The sequence below is a fragment of the Pseudomonas sp. B424 genome (assembly GCF_055408345.1).
On sequence record NZ_JBUZTL010000003.1, the window covers coordinates 88,968 to 109,603 of the forward strand.

Below are 20,636 nucleotides of genomic sequence, written 5' to 3' on the forward strand. Positions count from 1 at the left end.
AAAGTTATCCACAGGAAGATTGAGGTGCAGATGGCATGAGCAATCAATCGGTTTCGTTGTCTTTGCCCCGTGCGCGGCTCACCGGGCACGGGCTTGAGTTCAGTGACAGCAGCCTTGGACAGGCGCTGGCATTGGGTGCGTTTTTGCTGCAAATCCCGTCTTCACTGGATGTAAGCCCGGGGTTTGAGATCTGTCGCAATTTTTACCGACCCAGGCGTGATGCGCAGGATCTGCTGCGCGGTCATCGCGAGGACCCCCACGAGCGCTCAAAGCTGGGCTATGAAGACCGACCCAACCAGGTCGAGCAGCTGCAAATCGAGAGTCACTTGTGGCGCGAGTATTTCCCGCTGCCGATTGCCCGGTTGCTTGGGGCCATCAAGGTTGTGACCTTGCAGGCCTTGCGTCATCTGTTTGAAGCCAGCGGTGTGCATCAGGACCACTGGGCAACCATTACCGGAGGTACGCTGGATGAAACCAGCCTGTGTTACACCACCCTCAATCACTATCGCTCCGGCGTCAGGGGCACCCTGGGGATTGTCGAGCATACCGACAGTGGTTTTATTACGGTGATTGCGGCTGATCAGCCGGGTTTTGAAATCTATCACCAAGGTATGTGGCAAGCGGTTCCCCTTGAACCGGGTTGCTTTATCGTCAACCTGGGCGATGCCTATCAGATATTGACGGCACACCTGCGTCTGCCGGGGCGTGCCGTGCTGCATCGCGTCATCGAAACCGTGCCAGTCTTTGACACGCCGGATCGCTCGTCATTTACGGTGTATATGGGCCCCAACTTTGACATGAGTCTTTATCAGTACTGCGGCTCGGGCGCGCTTGAGGTGTATCAGTCGTTTCGGACATTTTCGGTGCTTAAGGCGCAAGGGATGGGTTATGGCTTTCATGACCGAGTGTAAGTACCAGTGGCAGCGGGCCGTGCTGTCTGCGCGTCGACTGCATTTTGACCGGGCTGAGGGGCTGCAACAGGCGCTGCGCGACGGATTTTTCTTTGTGGAGCCCGCACAGGCATTCGACCTGGCACCGGGTGATCGCTTTGCCCGCCAGTTTTATTTGTCGGGTCACGGCACTTACCGAGGTTTTTGCACGCAAACCGAAACGGAACTGGGCAAACATCAGGGCTATTTTTGCCGGGACGCGGACCAGACCGAGCAGTTCTTTCTGCGCAGTAGCGACTGGCACAGGTTATTCCCCGAAGCAGTGCGCATTCAGGCGCAATGCATGAAAACCCTGGCCATCGAGGTGCTGCTGGCGGTGCTGGCATCTCTGGATATTCCCCCGGCACTTTGGCGCAAGGCCACCGGGCATTGCATGGCCAGCCAGGGCACGCATACCTTGACCTTCAACCACTTTCGCCCGCAGGTGAATGCCCGTGGTTTGAATATTCACAAGGATTCAGGTTGGGTCACTGTGCTGCGGTCGCTGGAACCGGGGCTTGAAGTGCTGCGCGATGGTTTTTGGTACCCGATTGATCCCCGCCCCGGCAGTTTTATCGTCAACTTTGGCTGTGCGATGGAGATTTTGACCCGGCACACGGCCACACCGGTGGCTGCGGTCGCCCACCGCGTGGTGCAACAGCCTCGTGAGCCGGGCAAGGCGGATCGTTTTTCGTACGCGCTGTTTCTCGACAGCAGCCTCGACAAGCGTTTCTGCGAGGGCCTCTACAGCTACCGGCCGCAGATTGGGCTTAGGCTTGAGGCCGACTTTGAGCAATTTTTGAAAAGTATCCTTGAGCACACATACGAACCTCATTCGGCAGGGCTGTATTGAGTGGGGAAGCCTATGACTTTTTTCTCTGATCGATCGCGCCGGTTGGCGCTGCTGGCATTTGCAGCCGGGATCTTTTGTATTCAGTTGGATGCGTTTGCCTTGAATCTGGCATTGCTGTCGATCGCGCAGGATTATGCCGTGCCGGTTGGCCGGCTCAAGTGGGTGGTCAGCGGCTATTTGCTGTCGGTGGGCATTTTTATGCTGGCCGCCGGGCGCCTGAGCGACGGTTTTGGTCACGGGCGCTTGTTACGCCTGGGGCTGGCGTTATTTGGCAGTGCGTCGTTGTTGTGCGCCGTGGCCCCGTCGCTGCTCTGGCTGGTGGCTGCCAGGGTGCTTCAAGGCATTGGCGCTGCGTGCATCATGCCCTCGGGGTTGGCGCTGTTGAGCCATCTGTATCCGAGTGAGCAGCGCGGGCGGGCGATTGGCTTGGCGTTGGGGCTGGGGGCAATTGCCACGGTGATCGGCCCTTTTCTTGGAGGGGGGCTGACGCAGTGGTTTGGCTGGCGGCTTATCTTCTGGATCAACCTGCCCGTGGTGCTGGTCGCACTTGCGTGCTGCTGGCGGCTCGCTGAGCCGCCTGTGTGTGGCGCGCGTGTGGCGGTCAACGGACCCGCGTTGTTGCTGGTGAGTCTGGGGCTGGCGGCCTTGGGCTTGCTGCTGGATGAGCTGGGCAGCCCGGCACGGGCAATGCCCCGGGTAGGGCTGGCGCTGGGGATGTTTGTGTTGTGTGCCAGCCTGTTTGTATGGGGTGAAAAGCGCGCTGCCGCGCCTTTGATCGACACCAGCCTGTTGCGCAATCCGCCGTACTGGATGCTGACCCTGGCCGGTGCTGTGGTGAATACCGCTACGGTGGTGCATCTGCTTGTGGTGCCACTGTCATTGCAAGGCGTATGGAGCCTGAGCCCCTTGCAGGCGGGTATGGCCTTTCTGGCGCCTGCGGCGTTGCTGGCGTGTGGCGGGCCGATTGCCGGGCGTATCCCAGGCTCTGAGGCGGTGTGGGCAATGGCGATATGCCTGGGTGTCAGCGCAATGCTGCTGGCGGGTGCGGCCCTTGCCTATGGCTGGCTGCTTTATCTGCTGTTGGTGACCTTGTGCGGCGCCTCGTTGGGGATTGCCAATGCCCTGACCTTGATTGCAACGCAGGCAGTTGTCGATGAACAGGTCGCGGGGGTGGCCAGCGGGCTGACCAAAACCATCATCACCCTGGCAGCTGGCTTTGGCGTGATACTCGCGGGGCACAGCAATGGGCCGCTATTGAATGTCCAAGGTGTATTTATCAGCCTCGCAGGCTGCTGCCTTGTGGCCTGTTTCGCGCTGCTGATGGGGCAGCGTTTTTGGGCGGGAAAACAGACTGTGGATAAGTTGACTGGCCGGTAGCTCAGTGGGTAGAGCGCGCCCTTGATAAGGGTGAGGTGGGAGGTTCGAGCCCTTCCCGGCCAACCATTTAAAGCCGTTTTTCGCTCAAGGTTGCGGTTGCCACGGGCAATAGCAGCCCACGGCCATGGTGTGGGTGGCCTTGACCGGGCGGCCCTCGCTCAAGGCTTGCAGGATCGGCTCGATAAAGCTGTTGCTGGCGTTGCAGGTGGCGCCTTCGCTGTAGGGGCCGAAGTAGGCCAGCTGGCCGCTGCGGTCCCAGATGGCCACGGCCGGGCTGGCGCTCAGGTGCTCGGCGCCGGGCAGGCTGGCCAAGGGCTGGAGGGCGCCCAGGGTGGCGGGCAACCGGCCCTGGGTGCCGGGTTTTTGCACGGAGTAGAATTCGACGCCCAGTGGCACGTAGTGCGCCAGCAGCTCGCTCAGATGCTGCTGGTTGCCGACGTTGCACGGGCAGGCGGGGTCCCAGAAGTGCACCACACGGATCGGTCCCGGGCCGGACAGTTCGGCGGGCAGGCTCAGCACATCCCCGGCAAACAGAGCGGTCTGATCGCTGAAGGCACGGATGTAGCGGCCCTGAAACCAGTCGTAAGCGACCCACAAACCCACTGCGCAGATCAGCGTCAGCAGGCAGGCCAGCAGAGTCTTGAAGGTGGGCACCGGCATGCAAATAGCTCCTGGAGGGCCGCGTAGCTTGCCATGCTTGACCTGACAGATGAATATCGACGGTCTATAAAGCTTGTTTCGTCATTCCCCCGCTCTGTTTGGAAACCCTTATGCCAGCCCCGTTTACTCCCGATTCCTTGCGCGCCAGCTTGCAGCCTTTGGTCGCGGGTCAGCCGTTATCGAGTGAGGGCCTGGCGTATCAGCACTTTTACGGGCTGGACTTCCCTCACCGCCCGGTGGCGGTCAAGCGCCAGCTGGGTCGCTTTAACGCGGGCAGCTACGAGCTGGTCAGCCAGGTGTGGTGGCCGGAGTCGGCGCCGGTGGCGACGCTGTTTGTGATCCACGGTTTTTACGATCACATGGGGCTGTATCGGCATGTCATCGAGTGGGGCCTGAACCGGGGCTTCGTGGTGATTGCCTGTGACCTGCCGGGGCATGGTCTGTCCAGTGGCGAGCGGGCCAGCATCGACGATTTCGCGCAGTACCAGGCGGCGTTGCAGGGGTTGTTTATCGAGGCGCAATCGCTGCAACTGCCGCAGCCCTGGCATCTGTGCGGGCAGAGCACGGGGGGGGCGATTGTGCTGGATCATCTGCTGCACTACGGGGAGCAAAGCCCGGCTCAGGGCCAGGCGATCCTGCTTTCGCCGCTGGTTCGGCCCATGGGCTGGAGCTGGTCAAAACTTAGCTATTACCTGCTGCGCCCGTTCGTCAAAGGCATTGCCCGCCGTTTCAGCGAAAACTCCAACGACCCGGATTTCTTGCCGTTTTTGCAGGCAGACCCGCTGCAACCGGTACGTCTGCCAACTGCCTGGGTGGGCGCTCTGGCACGCTGGATTCCGCGCATTGAAGGGGCGCCACCGTGTGCGCGTCAACCGTTGGTGATCCAGGGGCAGGCCGACAAAACGGTGGATTGGTCGCATAACCTTGAGGTATTGAAGGCCAAGTTCAAACAGCCTCGGGTGCTGTTGTTGCCCGAAGCGCGGCACCATCTGGCGAATGAAACGGCTGAGATTCGCGAAAGGTATTTTGCGTTTCTGGATAAGTACTTCTGATCTGCGATAAAGACCCCACAGGACATTTGAAACATCAGGCCTATTGAGTCAGGTCGGAAGTACTTTGCCCCACGGCTAACCCGGCGCGGATCGCGGCCAGCGCAGCCTGGTAATAAGTTTTGCCGTCAGACGATTCAGCAAAGGTGACGAATTCTTCCAGCTCCGGGTCAGACAGGTCGCGATAGACGTAGAGCAAGGTGTTATCCAGCTCACCTGCGATCTGATCCATCAAGCGCTGGCGCTGGCCATTGAGCATGCCTTGAGCCTGCCCGCCGCCCAGCAGCCCCGGGATCATGGAACTCAAACTGTCAGCGGCCACCCCGGCAATCGCCAGGCTGACTTCCGCCCCGGCCTCACGGGCGGGCAGCGCGCGGGACAAATGATTGATCAGCAACTGGCGGGTGGCGCTGGCTTCCATGCGCGGCAAGCCTTGCGCGTGCTTGGTCAATTGATCGCGGCGGGTGGCCAGCAGTTCGGCAGCCACAATCTTGCTGCCCAATGGCGACTGAAAAAAGGTCAGTGCGGGGTTCGGGTCAGGCAGATGTTTGCGCATCTGCTCTTTGGCGCGCTTGTCCATCGCCTCGGGTGCAAAACGCTGGTTGCTGTTGTTGACCAGCGCCTGGTAAACCGCCGGCGGCAAATTGTTGCGATAGCGTTCCTGGGCGGCACTGAGAGCGTCATTGAAATGCGCGCGTTGTTGCGGCCAGCCAGCGACCGTAAACAGGTCATCAAGGTTGTCTGCCCATGCGGGTAACGTACAAAACATAACGATCAGTAAAAACAAGCGGCGCATGAGGGACTCCTGTCTGCAGGGCGCTATTGTCCGGGTGGGTGTAGGACTTGTCGAGAATTCGTCTCTCTGTATTCGGCTTAAAGTGCGCAGATGATTTTTTTCGAGGTTGCCAGCCAGACGGAGCTGTCAGATTTTGAGGCGGCTCGATACTATGCGCGCCATGCAAATACCCTCTGATCATCCGCTGTTGCTACGCATCGTCGACGACCTGTACGCGCAGGGATGGTCACAGCAAAATATTTTTCTGCCCGAGGCTTTGACCCTCGAACTGGCGGCTGAGTGCCATAAACGTTCTGCCGAGGGTGAGCTGACCCCGGCAGCGGTAGGGCGCGGCCTGACGCAGGAGGTTCGCGAAGGTATCCGCGGGGACCATATCCAGTGGCTGGAACCGGGAGAGGCTCTGGCCTGCGACAGTTATCTGGGGTTAATGGAAAGCCTGCGAATCGCCATGAATCGCAGGCTTTTTTTGGGCCTGGAGGACTTTGAAAGTCACTTTGCGCTGTACCCGCCCGGTGCGTTCTACCTCAAGCATCTGGACCGTTTCCGCGACGATGACCGGCGCATGGTGTCGGCCGTGGTGTACCTCAATCAAAGCTGGCTGCCCGAGCATGGTGGGCATTTGCGCATGTACCTCGACGGTAATGTCGACTATGACGTACTGCCGACCGGCGGTTGCCTGGTGGTATTTCTCTCCGGGGAGATCCCGCACGAAGTGATGCCGGCGACCCGTGACCGTCTGTCGTTGACAGGCTGGTTCCGCCGCCGCGCTACCGAGGTGTTCTTATGACTCAAAAACTGTTGATCAGCCGCTGCCTGTTGGGCCACCGGGTGCGCTACGACGGCGGCGCCAGCGGCCCGTACGCGCAACTGGCGCAATGGCAGGCCGAAGGGCGGGTCATTGCGCTGTGCCCGGAAGTGGCGGGCGGTTTGCCCACGCCCCGTGCTCCGGCGGAAATACCCGGCGGCCAGGGGGTTCAAGTGCTCGACGGCACGGCGCCGGTAATGACCGTCGAAGGCGAAGACGTGACTGCAGCGTTTGTGTCCGGGGCCCGTCAGGCATTGGCGCTGGTGCAGCAGCACGGTATCGGCATTGCTATCCTCAAGGCCAACAGCCCGTCTTGCGGCAATGTACTGACCTATGACGGCAGCTTCAGTGCCACCAAGGTTGAAGGCCAGGGCGTGACGGCGGCGTTACTGACCCGTGCAGGCGTTCAGGTGTTCAGTGAGTTGCAGCTGGAAGAGGCCGTCGAGGCGTTGGCGCAGCTTGATGCCCGATGCTGACTGCGGCTGGCAAGCCAGCGGCCACAAGGCCTTGTAGAGCGGGGAAATGAGTTCAGGTAACATCCGGTGCCACTTTGCCCAGGGGATACACGATGACTGACAAGCCCAAACCGCAGCCCTCGACCGCGTCTGAAAGTGCCGACACAGCACTGCATCATATCGTTGATGGTTTTTTGCATTTCCATCACGAAATCTTCCCCGAGCAAGAAGCCTTTTTCAAAAAGCTCGCCACGGCCCAAAACCCGCGCGCAATGTTTATTGCCTGCGCCGATTCGCGCATCGTGCCGGAGCTGATCACCCAGAGTGCTCCGGGTGATCTGTTCGTAACGCGTAACGTGGGTAACGTTGTGCCGCCATACGGTCAGATGAACGGTGGTGTTTCGACTGCCATCGAGTACGCGGTGCTGGCACTCGGCGTGCAGCACATCATCATTTGCGGGCATTCGGATTGTGGCGCGATGCGTGCGGTACTCAACCCCGCCAGCCTGAAAAAAATGCCGACGGTCAAAGCCTGGTTGCACCACGTTGAAGTGGCCAAGACCATGGTGCAGGACAACTGCAACTGCGCCAACGAAGCTGAAAGCATGCACGTGCTGACCGAAGAGAACGTGATCGCCCAACTGCAACACTTGCGCACGCACCCGTCGGTGGCGTCACGCATGGCCAACGGGCATTTGTTCATTCATGGCTGGGTGTACGACATCGAAACCAGCGAGATCAAGGCCTACGACGCCGACAAGGGCGCTTTCCTGCCGCTGGACGGCACCAGCCCGATCCCGAGCGCGACGCCCAAGGCGCGGTTTTAAACAGCATGAACTGTGGGAGCGAGCCTGCTCGCGAATGGCCTTCGCGAGCAGGCTCGCTCCCACAGCTGAAGTCTTCCTGCAACCACAGTTACAGCGCCAAACCAACGCCCAATTGCTTGGACAGGCACGGCCAGCGCTTCCAGGCAGCGCCGGTCTGCGGGCTGGTCAGGCGCTCGCGGTAGGCCTCGACGGATTCCAGGGCAAAGCTTTCGTCGTTGAGCATCAGGTCAACGGCGTGATGCACGGCGGCGTCGAGCTGGTTGGCAAAATCTTCGCCGATCAACTGGTGGGCAATCAGGTTGGCCACGGTCATGTCCAGCGGGATCAACGGCTGCTGGAAGTGCTTGATGTAGAGATCGTTGACCTCTTCGACCAGGCGGTGCGCCAGATAAGCCTCGTCCAGCAAACCTTCAAGCCCTTGGTGGCCATCAAGCAGCGGCAGTGGCTGAGCAAAAAACTGTTCGGCGATTTTCAGGATCGGCTTGATTTGCGATTCGATACCGGCCTCGCGAGCGACTTCATTGGCCGCATCGAGCAAGTCGGGTACCTGGTCGATATAGGCGCTGACGAAACGCGTCATCACTACATTGCGGTCGACTTCAGGCAGTTGAATGGCGGTGTGAAGGTGTGGCAATTGAGCGGCCAGATGCTTGGCGAGCAGGCCTGTTTCGGCCTCATGTTCTTGGGCACGCGAGATCTGCACGCGGATGGCGGCGGTGTTCATGGGAACTCCAGGGGGGGTACTAGGCAGGGAAGTACTTTAAAAGTAGCCGTCCTCAAGTCAAGGAGAGGGCTTTTTTCAGGGGGAGTATTGTCATTCATTTTATGACCGGGCAGTGAGTGCCATTTGTCGATGGGGCCTTATTTCATTGTTTTGACCCCTCGCGTTGCGGGGTTGGTCTCGGTGTCTATACTCGTTTTTGTAACCGTTTTTTGATGACGCCCGACTGCCTGAGCAGACGAGGCTCGGCGGTAAGAGTTCGCAGGTTTGAAACCGCCCCCTTGTAGCGCTGCCCGTAACACGATGCAGACCGGCGCAATAACAAGAAAAATAAAGGGGAACCCAGCGATGCGACATCCACACCTATGGATGGGCCTGCTGTTGTGGTCAGTTTTCAGCCAGGCGCAAGCGGCCTGGACAGTGAACATGGCGCCGGGTGCGACCGAAGTCAGTCATGCGGTGTTCGACCTGCACATGACCATCTTCTGGATCTGTGTGGTAATTGGCATCATTGTCTTCGGTGCCATGTTCTGGTCGATGATCGCTCACCGCCGCTCCACCGGCCAGGAGGCGGCCAAGTTCCATGAGAGCACAACGGTCGAGATTCTCTGGACCGTAATCCCCCTGCTTATCCTGATCGCCATGGCCGTGCCTGCGACCATTACCCTGATCAGGATCTATGACAGCAGTGAATCGGATGTCGACATCCAGATCACCGGCTATCAGTGGAAGTGGCACTACAAATACCTGGGCCAGGACGTCGAGTTCTTCAGCAACCTGGCCACCCCCGCCGAGCAAATCCATAACCAGGCCCCCAAGGGCGAGCATTACCTGCTTGAGGTCGATGAGCCGCTGGTGTTGCCGATTGGCGCCAAGGTACGGTTTCTGGTGACCTCGGCCGACGTGATCCACTCCTGGTGGGTGCCGGCCTTTGCGGTCAAGCGTGATGCCATTCCCGGCTTTATCAACGAAGCCTGGACCCGGGTCGAGAAGCCCGGCATCTATCGTGGTCAGTGCGCCGAGCTGTGCGGCAAGGACCACGGGTTCATGCCGATTGTGGTCGACGTCAAAACCCGCCCGGACTACGACGCCTGGCTGGCCGAGCGCAAGGCGCAAGCTGCGCAGCTCAAGGAGCTGACCAGCAAGGACTGGACCCTCGACGAACTGGTGGCCCGTGGCGACAAGGTCTACCACACCGCCTGCGTGGCCTGTCACCAGGCCGAGGGGCAGGGCCTGCCACCCATGTTCCCGGCCCTCAAGGGATCGCCGATAGCCACCGGTCCGGCGGCCGATCACCTGCACCGCGTGTTCTTCGGCAAGCCGGGCACCGCGATGGCCGCTTTCGGCAAGCAATTGTCAGAGGTCGATATTGCGGCCGTGGTCACTTACGAGCGCAACGCCTGGGGCAACAACAAGGGCGACATGGTGACGCCAAAAGACGTGCTGGCGCTCAAACAGGCGCAAGGCAAATGAGCCGCTCAGGGATGTGCGTGCACAACGGCCGGGGGCAACGTGCCGCTGGCTTCTTGGTCCAGCTGTTTGCAGGAGTCAGGACATGAGTGCTGTTATCGATGACCACGGCCATGCAGACGGCCAGGCACATGGCCCGGCCAAAGGCTTGATGCGCTGGGTGTTGACCACCAACCACAAAGACATCGGCACCTTGTACCTGTGGTTCAGCTTCTGCATGTTCCTGCTCGGCGGTTCGTTCGCCATGGTGATTCGCGCCGAGCTGTTCCAGCCGGGCCTGCAGATCGTGGCCCCGGCCTTCTTCAACCAGATGACCACTATGCACGGGCTGATCATGGTGTTCGGCGCGGTCATGCCGGCGTTTGTCGGCCTGGCCAACTGGATGATCCCGCTGATGATCGGTGCGCCGGACATGGCGTTGCCGCGGATGAACAACTTCAGCTTCTGGCTGCTGCCCGCAGCGTTTTTGCTGCTGGTTTCAACCTTGTTCACCGCAGGCGGAGGGCCGAACTTCGGCTGGACGTTCTACGCGCCGCTGTCCACGACCTATGCACCCGAAAGCGTGACGTATTTCATATTTGCAATTCATTTGATGGGTATCAGTTCGATCATGGGCGCGATCAACGTGATCGCCACCATCCTCAATCTGCGTGCCCCCGGCATGACGCTGATGAAAATGCCGCTGTTTGTCTGGACCTGGCTGATCACGGCCTTCCTGCTGATCGCGGTGATGCCGGTGCTGGCCGGTGTGGTGACCATGATGTTGATGGACATTCACTTCGGGACCAGTTTTTTCAGCGCCGCGGGTGGCGGTGACCCGGTGTTGTTCCAGCATGTGTTCTGGTTCTTCGGGCATCCCGAGGTGTACATCATGATCCTGCCGGCCTTCGGGGCGGTGAGCGCGATCATCCCGACCTTCTCGCGCAAGCCGCTGTTCGGTTACACCTCGATGGTCTACGCCACGGCCAGCATCGCGTTCCTGTCGTTTATCGTGTGGGCGCACCACATGTTTGTGGTGGGGATCCCCCTGGTGGGCGAGCTGTTCTTCATGTACGCCACGCTGCTCATCGCGGTGCCGACCGGGGTCAAGGTGTTCAACTGGGTCAGCACCATGTGGCAAGGCTCGCTGACCTTCGAGACGCCGATGCTGTTTGCCGTGGCCTTTGTGATTCTGTTCACCATTGGCGGGTTTTCCGGGCTGATGCTGGCCATCGCCCCGGCGGACTTCCAGTACCACGACACCTATTTTGTGGTGGCGCATTTCCACTATGTGCTGGTGCCGGGGGCGATCTTTGGCATCTTCGCCTCGACCTACTACTGGCTGCCGAAATGGACCGGCCATATGTACGACGAAACCCTGGGCAAGCTGCATTTCTGGCTGTCGTTTGTGGGCATGAATCTGACCTTTTTCCCGATGCACTTTGTGGGACTGGCCGGCATGCCGCGTCGGATTCCGGACTACAACCTGCAATTTGCCGATTTCAACATGGTGTCGTCGATTGGCGGGTTCATGTTTGGCGCGACGCAGTTTTTGTTCCTGTTTATCGTCATCAAATGTATTCGCGGCGGGCCCAAGGCCCCGGCCAAGCCCTGGGAGGGTGCCGAAGGCCTGGAATGGAGCGTGCCTTCGCCCGCGCCCTATCACACCTTTACGACACCGCCAGAAATCAAATGAAAGGTCCAAAGCCCCTCTAAAGGAGGTAAGTGTGAACAACTCAACACCCATCAAACGCCTGGTCCTGCGCCTGTCACTGATGGTGGTGGTGATGTTTGCCTTCGGCTTTGCGCTGGTGCCGATTTACGACGTGATGTGCAGAGCCTTCGGCATCAATGGCAAGACCGCCGGGCAATACGAAGGTGAGCAGGTTGTCGACCCGAGTCGACAGGTGCGGGTGCAGTTCTTGTCCACCAATGCCATAGACATGGTGTGGGAGTTTTACCCCAAGGGCGATCAGTTGGTAGTCAATCCCGGCGCGGTTAACGAGATGGTGTTCGTCGCCTACAACCCCACCGATCACCCGATGTCAGCGCAGGCCGTGCCGAGCATTTCCCCCGCCGAAGCGGCCCAGTACTTCCACAAGACCGAATGTTTTTGCTTTACCCAACAGGTGCTGCAACCGGGTGAACGGATCGAAATGCCGATGCGCTTTATCGTCGATCGTGCCATGCCCAAGGATGTGAAACACCTGACCCTGGCCTACACGCTTTTCGACATCACCGCTCGCCATCCGCCCGTCGCCGCTGTCGCCGGCAAGGACGCTGACCGGCCTGTCCGATAAGGAGAATGCACCATGGCAACTCACGATCAGTACTACGTCCCGGCGCAAAGCAAGTGGCCGATCATTGCCACGGTGGGCCTGCTGGTTACGGTGTATGGCCTGGGGACATGGTTCAACGATCTGAAGGCGGCGCGGCCAGAGTCCCACGGCCCGCTGATCTTTTTCTGTGGCGCCCTGATCGTGGTGTACATGATGTTCGGCTGGTTCGGGGCAGTCATCAAAGAGAGCCGGGCCGGCCTCTACAGTTCGCAGCTGGACCGCTCGTTTCGCTGGGGCATGACCTGGTTCATTTTTTCGGAGGTGATGTTCTTTATCGCGTTTTTTGGCGCGCTGTTTTATGTGCGCCACTTGTCTGGCCCGTGGCTGGGTGGCGAAGGCAGCAAGGCGGTGGCGCACATGCTGTGGCCTGACTTTCAGTTTGCCTGGCCGCTGCTGCATACCCCCGACCCTGCGCTGTATCCGCCGCCCAAAGGCACTATCAGCCCGTGGGGCTTGCCGCTGCTCAACACGGTGTTACTGGTCACTTCCAGCGTCACCCTCACCATCGCTCACCATGCCTTGAACAAAGGCCATCGCGGGGCGCTGAAGTTCTGGCTGGGGCTCACGATATTGCTGGGTATCGGGTTTTTGGGGTTTCAGGCCGAGGAATACATCCACGCATATACGGAACTGGGGCTGACCCTGGGTTCCGGGGTGTATGGCGCGACGTTCTTTATGCTCACCGGCTTTCACGGCGCCCACGTGACCATCGGTGCGCTGATTTTGCTGGTGATGCTGATTCGTATCGTGCGCGGGCATTTCACTGCCGAGCATCAGTTCGGGTTTCAGGCCGCGACCTGGTACTGGCACTTTGTGGACGTGGTGTGGCTCGGCCTGTTCTTGTTTGTGTACGTACTGTGAGCCGCCCATGACGCGCTTTCGCCCCGGCATCGCGCCCACCCTGGTGGTGTTGGCGTTGCTGCCGTTATTGGTGTTTTTGGGCTTCTGGCAGCTGGCCCGCGGCGAGCAAAAGCGCGTATTGCTCGACAGTTATGCCCAGCGCCAGGCCGCCGCGCCGGTGACGGCCGGGCAATTGCTGAGTACCGATGAACCGGCCTTTCGCCGCGTGCAGCTGCGCGGGCATTTCGACGGGCAACACAGCCTGCTGCTGGACAACCGCGTGCGCGACGGCAAGGTCGGTGTCGAGTTGCTGCAACCGTTTCAGGATCAGGCCAGCGGCCAGTGGCTGTTGCTCAATCGTGGCTGGCTGCCCTGGCCGAGCCGCCTTGCGCCGCCGCAGTTCAGCACTCCCGGGCAGATACTGGATATTCAGGCCTGGGTCTATGAGTCGCCGGGTGCCCCCTTTCAATTGCACGCCGACCCGGCCGATGCGCCCTGGCCTCGGCTGGTGACGGCGGTCATGCCGGCCAAACTGTGGGCCGAACTGGGGCGCGAAGGTTTTGCCGATGAAGTGCGTATCGCCCCCGGCCCGGCTGCTTACCAGGCTGACTGGCCGCTGATTTCCACGGGCATGGGCCCGGAAAAACACACCGCGTATGCCGTGCAATGGTTCGCCATGGCGCTGGCCCTGTTCGGTCTTTATCTGTACCTCGGTTGGCACAATGCTCAGGAGAAACGCCATGGGAACGGCCATCAATCCGCCTGATACCCCGCGTGCCATCGCCCCGGCGACACGACGGCGCGGGCGGTTGCAGTTGATCCTGATCTTGCTGCTCACCGTCGGCCCGATGGTGCTGGCCACGGGCATGTACAAACTCAAGTTCTGGGTGCCCGAGAGCCGCAGCTATCACGGTGAAATGATCGGTAACGGGCAAAGCCGCGCCGCCCTTGGCGTGGCCACGGATGAACAGCGGTGGCAACTGCTGGTGACCGCGCCTCAAGGCTGCGCGGCCGATTGCCAGCAACTGGTGTACCTGGCCCGACAGCTGCAAATCGGCCTGGGCCGCGATGCCTCCCGTGCGTCCCACGGGTTGGCCGTCGCACAGCCGGTGAGTGCGGATTATGCCGCCAGGTTGCAACTCGAATACCCGCAGTTGCAGCGTTACACCCTGGACCTGCCGACTTATACACAGGGCGCCGAGGGCAACGGTGCGGCGCAACTGTGGATCATCGACCCCCACGGTAATCTGGTGCTGCGCTACGGCCCCGGGGTCAACGGCAAGGACGTGCTCAACGACCTGCGCCACCTGCTCAAGCTGTCCAATATCGGATAGGGGGATGTCATGGCCAAAGCCGGATTTCGTCTCGCCTTGCTGGCCACCTTGCTGGCGTTGGTGGTGGTATTGCTCGGCGCCTATACCCGCCTGACCCACGCAGGGCTGGGCTGCCCCGACTGGCCCGGCTGTTATGGTTTTATCAGCGTACCCCGGACCGAGGTGCAACTGGCCCATGCCGAGCTGCACTTTCCCGATACGCCGGTGGAGGCCGACAAGGGCTGGAGCGAGATGACCCATCGTTATTTCGCCGGCACTCTTGGGTTGCTGATCCTGCTGTTGGCCGCCCGGGCCTGGAGGCAACGCCATATACCGGATCAACCCCTCAAGTTGCCGCTGTTCATCTTGCTGGTGGTGATTGCCCAGGCGGCCTTTGGCATGTGGACGGTGACGCTCAAGTTGTGGCCCCAGGTGGTCACCGGGCATTTGCTGGGCGGGTTCGCGACCTTGAGCCTGTTGTTTTTGCTGACCTTGCGCCTGTCCGGCGTATTGCCGGCGCTGGCCGTGCCGCGACGCTTACAGCGCTGGGCCACGGCCGGGCTGGTGCTGGCGATCATGCAGATTGCGCTGGGTGGCTGGGTCAGTTCCAACTATGCCGCCGTGGCCTGTGTCGACGTACCGACCTGCCACGGGCAATGGTGGCCCGAGGCTGATTTCGCCAATGGTTTTCATCTGACCCAGCACATCGGCCCCAATTATCTGGGAGGGCAGCTGGACAGCGAGGCCCGCACCGCGATCCACCTCACCCACCGTCTTGGCGCATTGCTGCTGACCCTGGTATTGCTGGGTCTGGCCTGGCAGTTGCGCAAGGTCGGCATGACCCGGCTGGCAGGTTTGCTGCTGGTGGCGCTGGCCGCACAAATCAGCCTGGGGCTCAGTAACGTGCTGTTTGGTTTGCCGCTGGCGGTGGCGGTGGCGCATAACGCCGGAGGTGCGGCGCTGCTGCTGACGCTGGTGCTGGTCAACTACCACGCCCGCACCGCGCTGGTCAGGGTCAGGGCCCCGCGCTTTGCCCGCTGGACCTTCAGCCTTAAAGGAGAACAGCCATGGCGACCTTGATTGTCGAGCGCCCGCAGCAAGCGCTATGGCGTGATTACCTGGAACTGACCAAGCCCAAAGTGCTGGTGTTGATGCTGATTACTTCATTGGTGGGCATGTTTTTGGCGACCCGCGCCGGGGTGCCCTGGACGGTACTGGTCTTCGGCAATCTTGGGATCAGCCTGTGTGCCGGCGGCGCGGCGGCGGTCAACCATGTGGTGGACCGGCGCATTGACGCACTCATGGCCCGCACCCGTAAACGGCCATTGGCCCAGGGCCGTGTTTCGCCGCTGGCGGCGCTGGCATTTGCCCTGTTGCTGGCAGTGGCGGGCATGGTGTTGCTGCTGGTGTTCACCAACCCGCTGACGGCCTGGCTGACCCTGGCCTCCTTGCTCGGCTATGCGGTGATTTACACCGGGTTCTTGAAGCGGGCCACGCCGCAAAATATCGTGATCGGCGGGCTGGCCGGGGCTGCACCGCCGTTGTTGGGATGGGTGGCGGTGACGGGGCATGTCACCGCCGAGCCGTTGCTGCTGGTGCTGATTATCTTCGCCTGGACCCCGCCGCACTTTTGGGCGCTGGCCATTCATCGCAAGGAGGAATACGCCAAGGCGGATATCCCGATGTTGCCGGTGACCCACGGCGAGCACTACACCAAGGTGCATATCCTGCTGTACACCTTCGCATTGCTGGCCGTCAGCTTGCTGCCGTTTGTGATTCACATGAGTGGCTTGCTCTATCTGGTGTGTGCGCTAGGGTTGGGCGCACGCTTTCTGCATTGGGCGTGGGTGCTGTACCGTGGCACCCAGCCGCACGCGGCGATCAACACGTTCAAGTACTCTATCTACTACCTGTTCTTGCTGTTTATCGCGCTGCTTGTCGATCACTACTTAGTGTTGAACCTATGACTAGAACTCAAAAAACCGTCTTTATCCTTGTCGCGCTGGTGGCCCTGGTCATGGGCCTGACGTTTAACAAGATGATGTCGGGTAAAAGCCAGAGCGATAACACCACCCTGATTGATGCAGGAATCATTTTGTTGCCCCAGAGCCGTCAGTTGCCGGATCTGAAGATGACCAACCAGGACGGCCAGCCGGTGGTGATGAACGAGCTGAAAGACAAGTGGAGCATGCTGTTTTTTGGCTACACCTTCTGCCCGGACATCTGCCCGACCACCCTTGCCCAGCTGCGTCAGATCAAAAGCGAACTACCTAAAGAGGTGCAGGACAAACTGCAAATCGTGCTGGTCAGCGTCGACCCCAACCGCGACACGCCGCAGCAGCTCAAGCAGTACCTGGGCTACTTCGATCCGCAATTTGTGGGCCTCACCCCGAGCTCGATCGATGAGCTGCAAACACTGGCCAACGCGGTGAGCATTCCGTTCATTCCGGCCGATACCAGCAAGCCGAACTATACGGTCGATCACAGCGGCAATCTGGCGCTGATCGGGCCGGACGGCACGCAGCGGGGTTTTATTCGCGCACCGTTTAGCACGCCGAAGATGGTTGCCCAATTGCCGGGGTTGGTTGAACGCAAGTAAGGAAGGTTGCAGAAAACTGCTGTGTGGGAGCTGGCTTGCCTGCGATGCAGGCGGCACGGTATTTAAGACAAACCGTAATGATGCCATCGCGAGCAAGCCCGCTCCCACAGGGGGAAGGGTTTGCTCGCGATGGTGTGTGTCAGAACGCCGGAACGATGGCGCCTTTGTACTTTTCAAGAATGAAGGCTTTAACTTCCGGGGTGTGCAGGGCAGCTACCAGCTTTTGCATGTCTGCCGAATCTTTGTCATCCGGGCGAGCTACCAGAATGTTCACGTAAGGCGAGTCGCTGCCTTCGATGACCAGTGCGTCTTTTTCCGGGTTCAGCTTGGCTTCCAGCGCGTAGTTGGTGTTGATCAGCGCCAGGTCAACCTGGGTCAGCACGCGTGGAATGGTGGCCGCTTCCAGCTCGCGGAACTTCAGGTTTTTAGGGTTGCTGGTGATGTCCTTGACCGTGGACAGAATGTTGGTCGAGTCCTTGAGCTTGATCAGCCCGGCCTTGTCCAGCAGCAGCAGGGCACGGCCGCCGTTGGTGGCGTCATTGGGGATCACGACGGTGCTGGCGTCCTTGATCTCATCCAGCTTTTTGTACTTGCTCGAGTAAGCGCCCAGCGGCTCCAGGTGGACAGCGGCAACGCTGACCAGGTTGGTGCCCTTGGCCTTGTTGAACTCATCCAGGTACGGCTGGTGCTGGAAGAAGTTGGCGTCCAGACGTTTTTCGGCAACTTGCACGTTTGGCTGGATGTAGTCGGTGAAAACCTTGACCTTGAGGTTGACGCCCTCTTTGGCCAGCGCAGGTTTCACGAACTCCAGGATTTCAGCGTGAGGTACCGGGGACGCAGCCACCGACAGATCGCCCGCGTGGGCCGAGAACGCCGCTACAGCGGCCACAGCAGCAAATAACTTCTTCATTCAGCAACTCCTTGTGAACACCTGATTTCAGGTATCTGCCAGCCGTGGCTGGCGGTTACGTTTATTAACGCGGGTCGCGTTTACTTGCGCGAAAAGTGCACCACCAGCCTGTCGCCAACGGTTTGCAGAATTTGCACCAGAATCAGCAACAGCACCACCGTGACGATCATCACGTCAGGCTGGAAACGTTGGTAGCCGAACCGGATGGCCAGATCGCCCAGGCCGCCTGCGCCGACCACGCCCGCCATTGCGGTGTAGCCCACCAGCGTAATGGCTGTGACCGTGATCGCGGCAAAGATGCCGGGGCGTGCTTCTGGCAGCAGGGCATTGGTAATGATTTGACGCGTATTGGCGCCCATCGACTGAGTGGCTTCGATGATGCCGCGGTCCACTTCACGAAAGGCGGTCTCAACCAGGCGTGCAAAGAATGGCGTGGCACCCACCACCAGCGGCGGAATGGCCCCGGCAACACCCAGCGATGTTCCGGTGATCACTACAGTAAGCGGGATCATGACGACCAGCAGGATGATGAACGGCAGCGAACGCAGAATGTTCACCACGAACGACAGCGCGGCATACAGACTCTTTTGTTCGAGCAGCTGGCGCGGGCTGCACAGGAACAGCAGGATGCCCAGCGGCAGGCCGAGCAGCACGGTGAACAGCAGCGAACCGCCGAGCATGATCATGGTGTCGCCGGTGGCCAGCCAGATTTCGTACCAGTCGATATTGGCGAAAAAGCCCAGGAAGGATTCCATTAGCGCAGCACCTCCATATGAACGTCTGCAGCAACGAAGCGGGCGAAAGCCGCTTCCATGTCGCCACCGGTGATGGCGAGGGTCAGTTGCCCATAAGGGGTGTCTTTGATGCGGTCAATGCGACCGGCCAGGATGCTGTAGTCCACGCCTGTCTCGCGGGCAATAGTGCCCAGCAACGGTGCGTAGGTAGCTTCGCCCTGGAAGGTCAGGCGTACGATGCGACCAGGAACATGGGCGAAATCGTCGCGCTGCTCGCTTTCGTCGATCTGCTCGTCCTCCTGCACAAAGCGCTTGGTAGTCGGGTGCTTGGGGTGCAGGAACACTTCAGCCACCGGGCCTTGTTCAACGATAACGCCGCCATCCATCACCGCCACTTCGTCACAGACGCGACGGATCACATCCATCTCGTGGGTGATCAGTACGATGGTCAGCTTCAGCTCGCGGTTGATTTCAGCCAGCAACTGCAGCACCGACGCTGTGGTTTGCGGGTCGAGAGCGCTGGTGGCTTCGTCGCACAGCAGTACTTTGGGTTTGGTGGACAGGGCGCGGGCAATGCCCACGCGCTGTTTTTGACCGCCCGAGAGCTGCGCCGGGTATTTTTTTGCGTGATCGGACAAGCCCACTCGCTCCAGCAGCTCGGCAACACGCTGATCGATGGCACTGCGGGACAATTCACCGGCCAGTGTCAGCGGCATCGCGACGTTATCAGCAACCGTCTTGGATGCCAGCAGGTTGAAGTGCTGGAAAATCATGCCCACTTGCTGACGGAAACGGCGCAGGCCGTTGGCGTCCATTGCGGTTACGTCTTCGTTGTCGACGATGATCTTGCCGCCGCTCGGGGTTTCAAGGCGGTTGATCAGGCGCAGCAATGTACTTTTACCCGCGCCAGAGTGGCCAATCAGGCCGAACACCTGGCCGCTCTCAACACGCAAACTGGTGGAGTGCAGCGCGGGGATGTCCTTACCGGCAACCCGGTAAGTTTTATGAACGTTATGAAACTCAATCACGTAGCGAACCTTGTGGGCGCGTAAATAGAAGTTCAGCGGTAAGCCGGGCACGCATCTTATCGTGCTCGCATATGCTTGACTTAGCATTTATTGGTGGCAAAACCTTTGATTTTGGAATAAGAAGTCAAAGGTCAGAAAATGCCAATCGCCGCGTGTGCCAGTTTTGCGCAAGGGCGCAAAACTCTGGGTTGGCACAGGCGGCGATCTTTTGTTTCAAGGCTTGCGCGGTGTCAGTACCAATTGCGCAGGCACATGGCGAATGATCTGACGCTCAAGGCTCAGATCAAACCCGGGGTCGAGCTTTTTAACCCGCTTGCCGATCAGTGTGGCCAACCATGGGTAGTCCGCTGTACGCGGGACTTGCAGGCTGACGGCGCACTGGTAATTGACGATATCTTGCGCGATCAAATCCAGTTGATGGCGAAGTTTCGCAATATCGGTGATGTTCAGCGTTACGGTGGTGCTTGGGGCAGCAGGGTCGATCACCTTGGCCGGTGGTCGGGCCTCGGCAGCCCTGAGGGCGGCTTCAGCCTTGTCCAGCTCGGCTTTGCGCGCCTGGGCGATGGCGCCCGTGACGCCGCCTGTCAGGGCCGGGGCCTTGGGCATCAAGGCACGGGCACGGCTCAGGGCTGTGGCAGCGGCGTTGACATCACCTTTTTGCAGAACGATCTGGCTGCGCTGCAAGTAGGCTTCCGCCAGCTGGCGCTGGTACTGCACCAATTGCGGATCATCCGGCGTTTGGGCCTGCAAGGCGCTCAGTTGGTCTTCTGCGGTCGCAAGTTCGCTGCTGGCCAGGTTTTGCTCCAGCTGTGCGATGGCCACAGCGCGTGCGTCAGCGGCAGTAATGTCGGCCGACGGCGTGCTTTGGCAGGCGCCCAGCAGCAAGGAAAATGCGGCCAGGAGCAAGTAACGGGAGTTGAACAGCTTCATTCCTGCGGCTCTCTAAGTGCGC

General features: G+C 60.1%; 23 protein-coding genes and 1 tRNA gene. 17 read left to right on the plus strand and 7 right to left on the minus strand.

All coding sequences use genetic code 11. The features are described 5' to 3' along the window. Window positions 1–35: 35 nt before the first annotated feature. The 4 genes from ACZRMS_RS05105 (at window position 36) to ACZRMS_RS05120 (ending at window position 3,225) form a co-directional block, all read left to right on the plus strand. Window positions 36–911 (plus strand): 2OG-Fe(II) oxygenase family protein, encoded by an 876-nt coding sequence (locus ACZRMS_RS05105; RefSeq protein WP_463994382.1) that lies wholly within the window; start codon window positions 36–38, stop codon window positions 909–911. Further along, window positions 898–1,782: a 2OG-Fe(II) oxygenase family protein gene (locus ACZRMS_RS05110; RefSeq protein ID WP_463994383.1), complete on the plus strand. Its 885-nt coding sequence runs from the start codon at window positions 898–900 to the stop codon at window positions 1,780–1,782. Before ACZRMS_RS05105 ends, ACZRMS_RS05110 begins: the two co-directional genes overlap by 14 nt. A gap of 12 nt (window positions 1,783–1,794) precedes the next feature. Then, a complete protein-coding gene (locus tag ACZRMS_RS05115) occupies window positions 1,795–3,159 on the plus strand; it encodes an MFS transporter (RefSeq protein WP_463994384.1) in 1,365 nt (454 codons plus the stop codon). Beyond that, window positions 3,150–3,225 (plus strand) — tRNA-Ile (locus tag ACZRMS_RS05120). Before ACZRMS_RS05115 ends, ACZRMS_RS05120 begins: the two co-directional genes overlap by 10 nt. 18 nt (window positions 3,226–3,243) lie before the next feature. Here ACZRMS_RS05120 and ACZRMS_RS05125 read toward each other — a convergent pair. Then, entirely contained in the window at window positions 3,244–3,819 is a 576-nt protein-coding gene (locus tag ACZRMS_RS05125) for a DUF6436 domain-containing protein (protein WP_463994385.1), read from the minus strand. A 110-nt stretch (window positions 3,820–3,929) separates the two neighbouring features. On the opposite strand from ACZRMS_RS05125, the gene bipL reads away from it, so the two are divergent. After that, a complete protein-coding gene (gene bipL, locus ACZRMS_RS05130; RefSeq protein ID WP_463994386.1) occupies window positions 3,930–4,871 on the plus strand; it encodes a phospholipase BipL in 942 nt (313 codons plus the stop codon). A 40-nt stretch (window positions 4,872–4,911) separates the two neighbouring features. On the opposite strand, the gene ACZRMS_RS05135 is transcribed toward bipL, so the two are convergent. After that, window positions 4,912–5,664 carry a hypothetical protein gene (locus ACZRMS_RS05135; RefSeq protein ID WP_463994387.1) on the minus strand — a complete coding sequence of 251 codons (753 nt, stop codon included), beginning with the start codon at window positions 5,662–5,664 and terminating at the stop codon, window positions 4,912–4,914. A 151-nt stretch (window positions 5,665–5,815) separates the two neighbouring features. On the opposite strand from ACZRMS_RS05135, the gene ACZRMS_RS05140 reads away from it, so the two are divergent. The 3 genes from ACZRMS_RS05140 to ACZRMS_RS05150 all read left to right on the plus strand — a co-directional run bounded on the left by ACZRMS_RS05140 (window position 5,816) and on the right by ACZRMS_RS05150 (window position 7,751). Further along, complete coding sequence (locus tag ACZRMS_RS05140) at window positions 5,816–6,451, plus strand: 2OG-Fe(II) oxygenase (protein ID WP_048361352.1); 636 nt, start codon at window positions 5,816–5,818, stop codon at window positions 6,449–6,451. Then, the gene (locus ACZRMS_RS05145; protein WP_463994388.1) at window positions 6,448–6,945 is read left to right on the plus strand and encodes a 2-thiouracil desulfurase family protein; all 498 of its coding nucleotides are present in this window, start codon (window positions 6,448–6,450) and stop codon (window positions 6,943–6,945) included. The genes ACZRMS_RS05140 and ACZRMS_RS05145 overlap by 4 nt, the downstream gene beginning before the upstream one ends. 92 nt (window positions 6,946–7,037) lie before the next feature. Further along, window positions 7,038–7,751 carry a carbonic anhydrase gene (locus ACZRMS_RS05150; protein WP_048361350.1) on the plus strand — a complete coding sequence of 238 codons (714 nt, stop codon included), beginning with the start codon at window positions 7,038–7,040 and terminating at the stop codon, window positions 7,749–7,751. A gap of 88 nt (window positions 7,752–7,839) precedes the next feature. On the opposite strand, the gene ACZRMS_RS05155 is transcribed toward ACZRMS_RS05150, so the two are convergent. Continuing rightward, entirely contained in the window at window positions 7,840–8,475 is a 636-nt protein-coding gene (locus ACZRMS_RS05155) for a hypothetical protein (RefSeq protein WP_463994389.1), read from the minus strand. Window positions 8,476–8,820: 345 nt separating this feature from the next. Here ACZRMS_RS05155 and coxB point away from each other — a divergent pair, with 345 nt between their 5' ends. From coxB to ACZRMS_RS05200, 9 genes are all read left to right on the plus strand, one after another. Then, on the plus strand, window positions 8,821–9,945 hold the full coding sequence (coxB, locus tag ACZRMS_RS05160; RefSeq protein ID WP_463994390.1) for a cytochrome c oxidase subunit II: 1,125 nt from the start codon (window positions 8,821–8,823) through the stop codon (window positions 9,943–9,945). 82 nt (window positions 9,946–10,027) lie between these two features. Beyond that, window positions 10,028–11,617 carry a cytochrome c oxidase subunit I gene (ctaD, locus tag ACZRMS_RS05165; protein WP_463994391.1) on the plus strand — a complete coding sequence of 530 codons (1,590 nt, stop codon included), beginning with the start codon at window positions 10,028–10,030 and terminating at the stop codon, window positions 11,615–11,617. Between the two features lie 31 nt (window positions 11,618–11,648). After that, complete coding sequence (locus ACZRMS_RS05170) at window positions 11,649–12,221, plus strand: cytochrome c oxidase assembly protein (protein ID WP_463994392.1); 573 nt, start codon at window positions 11,649–11,651, stop codon at window positions 12,219–12,221. A 12-nt stretch (window positions 12,222–12,233) separates the two neighbouring features. Beyond that, window positions 12,234–13,121: a cytochrome c oxidase subunit 3 gene (locus ACZRMS_RS05175; RefSeq protein ID WP_463994393.1), complete on the plus strand. Its 888-nt coding sequence runs from the start codon at window positions 12,234–12,236 to the stop codon at window positions 13,119–13,121. A 7-nt stretch (window positions 13,122–13,128) separates the two neighbouring features. Beyond that, window positions 13,129–13,866 carry an SURF1 family protein gene (locus tag ACZRMS_RS05180; RefSeq protein ID WP_463994394.1) on the plus strand — a complete coding sequence of 246 codons (738 nt, stop codon included), beginning with the start codon at window positions 13,129–13,131 and terminating at the stop codon, window positions 13,864–13,866. Further along, window positions 13,841–14,434, plus strand: coding sequence for a hypothetical protein (locus tag ACZRMS_RS05185; RefSeq protein ID WP_463994395.1), 594 nt, complete (start codon window positions 13,841–13,843; stop codon window positions 14,432–14,434). The genes ACZRMS_RS05180 and ACZRMS_RS05185 overlap by 26 nt, the downstream gene beginning before the upstream one ends. A 9-nt stretch (window positions 14,435–14,443) precedes the next feature. Next, entirely contained in the window at window positions 14,444–15,493 is a 1,050-nt protein-coding gene (locus ACZRMS_RS05190) for a COX15/CtaA family protein (RefSeq protein WP_463994396.1), read from the plus strand. After that, window positions 15,481–16,380, plus strand: coding sequence for a heme o synthase (gene cyoE, locus ACZRMS_RS05195; protein WP_463994397.1), 900 nt, complete (start codon window positions 15,481–15,483; stop codon window positions 16,378–16,380). Before ACZRMS_RS05190 ends, cyoE begins: the two co-directional genes overlap by 13 nt. Beyond that, window positions 16,377–17,012, plus strand: a complete 636-nt coding sequence (locus ACZRMS_RS05200) for an SCO family protein (RefSeq protein WP_463994398.1) — start codon at window positions 16,377–16,379, stop codon at window positions 17,010–17,012. The genes cyoE and ACZRMS_RS05200 overlap by 4 nt, the downstream gene beginning before the upstream one ends. A 139-nt stretch (window positions 17,013–17,151) precedes the next feature. On the opposite strand, the gene ACZRMS_RS05205 is transcribed toward ACZRMS_RS05200, so the two are convergent. The 4 genes from ACZRMS_RS05205 to ACZRMS_RS05220 form a co-directional block, all read right to left on the minus strand. Further along, window positions 17,152–17,922, minus strand: coding sequence for a MetQ/NlpA family ABC transporter substrate-binding protein (locus tag ACZRMS_RS05205; protein WP_463994399.1), 771 nt, complete (start codon window positions 17,920–17,922; stop codon window positions 17,152–17,154). A gap of 80 nt (window positions 17,923–18,002) precedes the next feature. After that, complete coding sequence (locus tag ACZRMS_RS05210; protein ID WP_048361338.1) at window positions 18,003–18,677, minus strand: methionine ABC transporter permease; 675 nt, start codon at window positions 18,675–18,677, stop codon at window positions 18,003–18,005. After that, window positions 18,677–19,684, minus strand: coding sequence for a methionine ABC transporter ATP-binding protein (locus ACZRMS_RS05215; protein ID WP_048361468.1), 1,008 nt, complete (start codon window positions 19,682–19,684; stop codon window positions 18,677–18,679). The genes ACZRMS_RS05210 and ACZRMS_RS05215 overlap by 1 nt, the downstream gene beginning before the upstream one ends. 213 nt (window positions 19,685–19,897) lie before the next feature. Further along, the gene (locus ACZRMS_RS05220; protein WP_463994400.1) at window positions 19,898–20,614 is read right to left on the minus strand and encodes a PA5502 family lipoprotein; all 717 of its coding nucleotides are present in this window, start codon (window positions 20,612–20,614) and stop codon (window positions 19,898–19,900) included. Window positions 20,615–20,636 lie beyond the last annotated feature (22 nt).

What these genes read in the sequence shown, in the direction of transcription:
- ACZRMS_RS05105 (WP_463994382.1), top strand. Translation starts at nt 36, where the DNA reads ATGAGCAATCAATCGGTTTCGTTGTCTTTGCCCCGTGCGCGGCTCACC.
- ACZRMS_RS05110 (WP_463994383.1), top strand. Translation starts at nt 898, where the DNA reads ATGACCGAGTGTAAGTACCAGTGGCAGCGGGCCGTGCTGTCTGCGCGT.
- ACZRMS_RS05115 (WP_463994384.1), top strand. Translation starts at nt 1,795, where the DNA reads ATGACTTTTTTCTCTGATCGATCGCGCCGGTTGGCGCTGCTGGCATTT.
- ACZRMS_RS05125 (WP_463994385.1), bottom strand. Translation starts at nt 3,819, where the DNA reads ATGCCGGTGCCCACCTTCAAGACTCTGCTGGCCTGCCTGCTGACGCTG.
- bipL (WP_463994386.1), top strand. Translation starts at nt 3,930, where the DNA reads ATGCCAGCCCCGTTTACTCCCGATTCCTTGCGCGCCAGCTTGCAGCCT.
- ACZRMS_RS05135 (WP_463994387.1), bottom strand. Translation starts at nt 5,664, where the DNA reads ATGCGCCGCTTGTTTTTACTGATCGTTATGTTTTGTACGTTACCCGCA.
- ACZRMS_RS05140 (WP_048361352.1), top strand. Translation starts at nt 5,816, where the DNA reads ATGCGCGCCATGCAAATACCCTCTGATCATCCGCTGTTGCTACGCATC.
- ACZRMS_RS05145 (WP_463994388.1), top strand. Translation starts at nt 6,448, where the DNA reads ATGACTCAAAAACTGTTGATCAGCCGCTGCCTGTTGGGCCACCGGGTG.
- ACZRMS_RS05150 (WP_048361350.1), top strand. Translation starts at nt 7,038, where the DNA reads ATGACTGACAAGCCCAAACCGCAGCCCTCGACCGCGTCTGAAAGTGCC.
- ACZRMS_RS05155 (WP_463994389.1), bottom strand. Translation starts at nt 8,475, where the DNA reads ATGAACACCGCCGCCATCCGCGTGCAGATCTCGCGTGCCCAAGAACAT.
- coxB (WP_463994390.1), top strand. Translation starts at nt 8,821, where the DNA reads ATGCGACATCCACACCTATGGATGGGCCTGCTGTTGTGGTCAGTTTTC.
- ctaD (WP_463994391.1), top strand. Translation starts at nt 10,028, where the DNA reads ATGAGTGCTGTTATCGATGACCACGGCCATGCAGACGGCCAGGCACAT.
- ACZRMS_RS05175 (WP_463994393.1), top strand. Translation starts at nt 12,234, where the DNA reads ATGGCAACTCACGATCAGTACTACGTCCCGGCGCAAAGCAAGTGGCCG.
- ACZRMS_RS05180 (WP_463994394.1), top strand. Translation starts at nt 13,129, where the DNA reads ATGACGCGCTTTCGCCCCGGCATCGCGCCCACCCTGGTGGTGTTGGCG.
- ACZRMS_RS05185 (WP_463994395.1), top strand. Translation starts at nt 13,841, where the DNA reads ATGGGAACGGCCATCAATCCGCCTGATACCCCGCGTGCCATCGCCCCG.
- ACZRMS_RS05190 (WP_463994396.1), top strand. Translation starts at nt 14,444, where the DNA reads ATGGCCAAAGCCGGATTTCGTCTCGCCTTGCTGGCCACCTTGCTGGCG.
- cyoE (WP_463994397.1), top strand. Translation starts at nt 15,481, where the DNA reads ATGGCGACCTTGATTGTCGAGCGCCCGCAGCAAGCGCTATGGCGTGAT.
- ACZRMS_RS05200 (WP_463994398.1), top strand. Translation starts at nt 16,377, where the DNA reads ATGACTAGAACTCAAAAAACCGTCTTTATCCTTGTCGCGCTGGTGGCC.
- ACZRMS_RS05205 (WP_463994399.1), bottom strand. Translation starts at nt 17,922, where the DNA reads ATGAAGAAGTTATTTGCTGCTGTGGCCGCTGTAGCGGCGTTCTCGGCC.
- ACZRMS_RS05210 (WP_048361338.1), bottom strand. Translation starts at nt 18,677, where the DNA reads ATGGAATCCTTCCTGGGCTTTTTCGCCAATATCGACTGGTACGAAATC.
- ACZRMS_RS05220 (WP_463994400.1), bottom strand. Translation starts at nt 20,614, where the DNA reads ATGAAGCTGTTCAACTCCCGTTACTTGCTCCTGGCCGCATTTTCCTTG.